Here is a 3,954-nt window from a genome sequence, read left to right as displayed (position 1 = left end):
GAAGCCGTATCGCGCCATAGCGACGCGTTACGACAAGCTCAAGCGAAACTACGAAAGCATGGTGGCCTTAGCTTGTGGTTGTTTATGGCTGCCCATGTGAAACGTCAACAGACCCTAGTGAGCTGGCGTGCTCCTTATAGCCTCCCCTAAAGTGGGAGGCTTTTTTATTCTCTGTCGATAGCGGTGTATGCTGGTGAGTAGCGGTTATTGGTTGCGATACTTGCAGCCCTTCAACTCAACCCCATCACGGCCACCCAGTTAGAGGATATGGTAATGAAATTGATCACAGCTATTATCAAGCCGTTCAAGCTTGACGATGTGCGCGAGTCGCTCTCCGACATCGGTGTACAGGGTATTACGGTGACGGAAGTGAAAGGCTTTGGGCGCCAGAAAGGGCATACCGAGCTTTATCGTGGCGCTGAGTATGTGGTGGACTTTCTACCCAAGGTGAAGCTAGAAGTCGCCGTGGACGACGACATGGCCGAACAGGTGATTGATGCGATCACCCAGGTCGCGAATACAGGGAAAATCGGCGACGGCAAAATCTTTGTGATGCCGCTAGAGCAGGTGATCCGTATCCGTACCGGCGAAACCGGTAAAGACGCCGTTTAAAGGCGCCAGCATACAAAACCCCCGCTAGCCGGTTTATATCCTCAAACCGAGTAGCGGGGGTTTTTAGTGGCTAGTGGTTAACTTATTTTTCAACGAAAGCGCGTTCAATCACGTAGTCGCCCGGCTCGCCCATGCGCGGCGAGATATTTAGACCCAGCTCATCAAGCAGTGCGCTGGTATCGTCTAGCATGGCGGGGCTACCGCAGATCATGGCACGATCCTGACGCGGATCGATGGGCGGCAATCCGGTATCTTCGAACAGCTTACCGGTACGGATATGGTCGGTCAGGCGGCCCATGGTGTGGAACTCTTCACGGGTAACGGTCGGGTAGTAGACCAGCTTTTCAGTGATATCTTCACCCAGATACTCGTGCGCAGGCAGCTCTTTGGTGATGAAGTCGGCGTAAGCCAGTTCAGAGACCTCGCGGACACCGTGTACCAGCACGATTTTCTCGTAGCGTTCGTAAACGTCTGGGTCTTGGATCAAACTCATGAACGGCGCCAGACCAGTACCAGTCGAAAGCATGTAAAGGTTACGACCGGGCAGTAGATCATCGGTGACCAGCGTGCCGGTTGGCTTGCGGCTGACCATGATCTGATCGCCCACTTTCAAGTGCTGTAGGCGTGAGGTCAGCGGGCCGTCGGGCACTTTGATGCTGAAGAACTCAAGGTGGTCTTCATAGTTGGGGCTGGCAATCGAGTAAGCGCGCATTAGCGGCTTGCCATTCACTTCCAGACCAATCATCACAAACTGACCGGTTTTGAAACGCAGGCTGCGCTCGCGTGTGGTGCGAAAGCTGAACAGGGTATCGTTCCAGTGATGAACACTAAGCACTTCTTCCAGAGCAAACTTACTCATGCCGTTTCTCCCTTAGCCGATGCGGACGTGCTACTGCATCGGGCATATTCTTAAAAAGAATAAAAATGATTTAATAAGTTGCCAACAAGTCTAAGCAAAGGGTGGTATATCTGTTAAGCGAATTATATTGATAACACTTATCTGAAAAATAGATATAGATCAAATACAGGTCAGACGCTATGCACTACACCTTGCGGCAGTTGGAAGTTTTTGTAGCGGTCGCCCAGCATGAGAGCGTCTCCCATGCGGCGCGGGCGCTCTCCATGTCTCAGTCAGCGACCAGCACCGCGCTTGCCGAGCTGGAGCGGCAGTTCGATTGCCAGCTGCTCGATCGCATCGGCAAGCGCTTAAAGCTCAACGCACTGGGCTTTCAACTGTTGCCCAAAGCGGTGGCGCTGCTCGATCGAGGGGAAGAGATAGAAGAACTCCTGCGCGGCCAGCAGGGGGTTGGCTCGCTGGAGGTAGGCGCCACGCTAACCATTGGCAACTATCTAGCCACGCTGCTTATCAGCGATTTTATGCAGCGCCACCCTGGTAGCCGTGTACGCTTAGCGGTGCGCAATACCCGCCATATTATCGAAGGAGTGCGTCAACATTCGCTGGATTTAGGGCTGATCGAGGGGCAGTGCGACGATGAGATGATTATCAGCCAGCCGTGGGTAGAAGACGAGCTATGCGTGTTCTGCTCGCCGCGCCACCCACTGGCAGGCCGCGAGCATCTTGAGCTTGAGCAGCTACTGCGTGAGGACTGGATCATGCGTGAAGAGGGCTCGGGCACGCGTATGACGCTGGAGCACGCTGCGCGACACCGCCGCAGCCGGTTTAATACCTTGTTGGAACTTGAGCACACCGAGGGCATCAAGCGCGCCGTGGAATCAGGGCTAGGGATTGGCTGTGTTTCACGCCTCGCTCTACGCGATGCCTTCCGGCGCGGCAGTTTGGTACCGCTGCCCACGCCGGAGTTGGATTTAAAGCGTCAATTCACCTTTATCTGGCACCGCCACAAGTACCTCACCACCGGCGTACGCGAGTTTCTGCGCCTGTGCCGTGAAATGACCGCTGGCGCTAAACGCAGCGACGATATTGCGCTACCGCCGATTCCGTAAAATCCCCGCTTACTTTGCTCTTGAGATTAGGTGGCATAGGCCCTGGCGTTGCTTAATGATAACGGAGCAGATGCTGATTCTGAGAGTTTGAATCCACCCACTGCATCTGCCAAGCGTAGTGACTGATCTTTTAGCTGCTCAGCTGCAGTGGTGGATTCTTCCACCATGGCGGCATTCTGTTGCGTCATTCGATCAAGTTCGGACACGGCAATATTGACTTGGTTGATGCCATCACTTTGCTCACGCGTAGCGGCGGTAATTTCGCTCAATACATCGGTTACACGAGTGATGCTAACGACAATCTCTTGCATGGTAGAGCCCGCATTTTTAACCAACTGAGTACCGTTGGTAACAGTTTGGTGAGAAGTATCAATGAGCGTTTTGATCTCACTGGAGGCATCACTGCTGCGCTGAGCCAGTTTACGTACTTCATCGGCTACCACTGCAAACCCACGGCCATGCTCACCAGCGCGTGCAGCCTCTACAGAGGCATTCAATGCCAGCAGGTTGGTCTGGAAGGCGATGCCATCCATCAACGTAACAATCTCGCTGATTCGCGTCGATGAAGCCGAAATATCGTCCATGGTAGAAACAACCTGGCCCACTACGTCACCACCGCGGTTCGCTACTTCAGATGCGTCTAACGACAGTTGGTTAGCATGTTGTGCCGAGGAAGCGGTATGTTCGATAGTGCTGGTGATTTCTTCAATGGAAGCAGAGCTCTGCTGAAGGCTTGAGGCCGCATTGTCGGTGCGCCGCGATAAATCCTGGCCACCAAGGGCGATTTCACTGGCCGCGGTTTGAACCGATTGGCTGCTGTCACGAATGGTGAGCATGACACCATCCATTTTCGCGACAAACTGGTTAAAGGCGCTGGCAATTTGTGCCACCTCGTCGCGACCATCTTCTGATAAGCGCTGAGTTAAATCGCCGCTGCCGCTGGCTATGCTCATCAATGCATTGCGCACGCTAAGCAAACGACGCAGGAGAAAAGTTAACAGCAGGCCAAATGTAATTATCGTGATGCCAGCAACAATGATTAGCGTCACAATGGATGTTGTCGCGATTGCCCGAAGGCCCGTTGTGGCTTCGGCTTCATCTAACGCCACCACTAATTGCCAACCGCTACTGCCACCTACCGGACTGCCTAAAAGTAATTTGTCGCTATCTTGTAGTGTGAGGGCAATTGGTGTGGAGGCACGGGACAGTTGGTCGAGCATCGCAGGGGTAAGCTGTGCGCTAATTGCTGATACAGGCTCTAGCCCGGATTTCTCACAGGGTATAAAAGAAAGCGGCTGAAAGTGCTATGATTTCAAGAACCTAACCAATCCATCAAGCACCAACAGCCGCTTCCAAAATGGTACCTGAAAAGCTGAC

General features: G+C 53.3%; 3 protein-coding genes and 2 pseudogenes. 3 read left to right on the top strand and 2 right to left on the bottom strand.

Annotated features, from left to right (window positions below; translation table 11 throughout):
• Positions 1-100: pseudogene (locus HUO07_RS21290) on the top strand (IS5/IS1182 family transposase); the annotation flags it as partial.
• A gap of 173 nt (positions 101-273) precedes the next feature.
• The gene (gene glnK, locus HUO07_RS21285) at positions 274-612 is read left to right on the top strand and encodes a P-II family nitrogen regulator (RefSeq protein WP_007112362.1); all 339 of its coding nucleotides are present in this window, start codon (positions 274-276) and stop codon (positions 610-612) included.
• Positions 613-694: 82 nt separating this feature from the next.
• Here the strand turns inward: glnK and HUO07_RS21280 are convergent, their stop codons facing one another.
• A complete protein-coding gene (locus HUO07_RS21280; RefSeq protein WP_008956562.1) occupies positions 695-1,471 on the bottom strand; it encodes a ferredoxin--NADP reductase in 777 nt (258 codons plus the stop codon).
• A 179-nt stretch (positions 1,472-1,650) separates the two neighbouring features.
• Between HUO07_RS21280 and HUO07_RS21275 the strand changes: the two genes are divergently transcribed.
• Positions 1,651-2,577, top strand: coding sequence for a LysR family transcriptional regulator (locus HUO07_RS21275; protein WP_008956563.1), 927 nt, complete (start codon positions 1,651-1,653; stop codon positions 2,575-2,577).
• 26 nt (positions 2,578-2,603) lie between these two features.
• On the opposite strand, the pseudogene HUO07_RS21270 reads toward HUO07_RS21275, so the two are convergent.
• A pseudogene (locus tag HUO07_RS21270) lies at positions 2,604-3,839 on the bottom strand (methyl-accepting chemotaxis protein); the annotation flags it as partial.
• Between the last annotated feature and the right edge of the window lie 115 nt (positions 3,840-3,954).

The organism is Vreelandella maris (assembly GCF_013371085.1).
Lineage (GTDB): Bacteria > Pseudomonadota > Gammaproteobacteria > Pseudomonadales > Halomonadaceae > Vreelandella > Vreelandella maris.
The sequence above is the reverse complement of the archived record's forward strand: the minus strand, read 5'-3'. Positions and strand labels throughout refer to the sequence as shown.

What these genes read in the sequence shown, in the direction of transcription:
- HUO07_RS21280 (WP_008956562.1), bottom strand. Translation starts at nt 1,471, where the DNA reads ATGAGTAAGTTTGCTCTGGAAGAAGTGCTTAGTGTTCATCACTGGAAC.
- glnK (WP_007112362.1), top strand. Translation starts at nt 274, where the DNA reads ATGAAATTGATCACAGCTATTATCAAGCCGTTCAAGCTTGACGATGTG.
- HUO07_RS21275 (WP_008956563.1), top strand. Translation starts at nt 1,651, where the DNA reads ATGCACTACACCTTGCGGCAGTTGGAAGTTTTTGTAGCGGTCGCCCAG.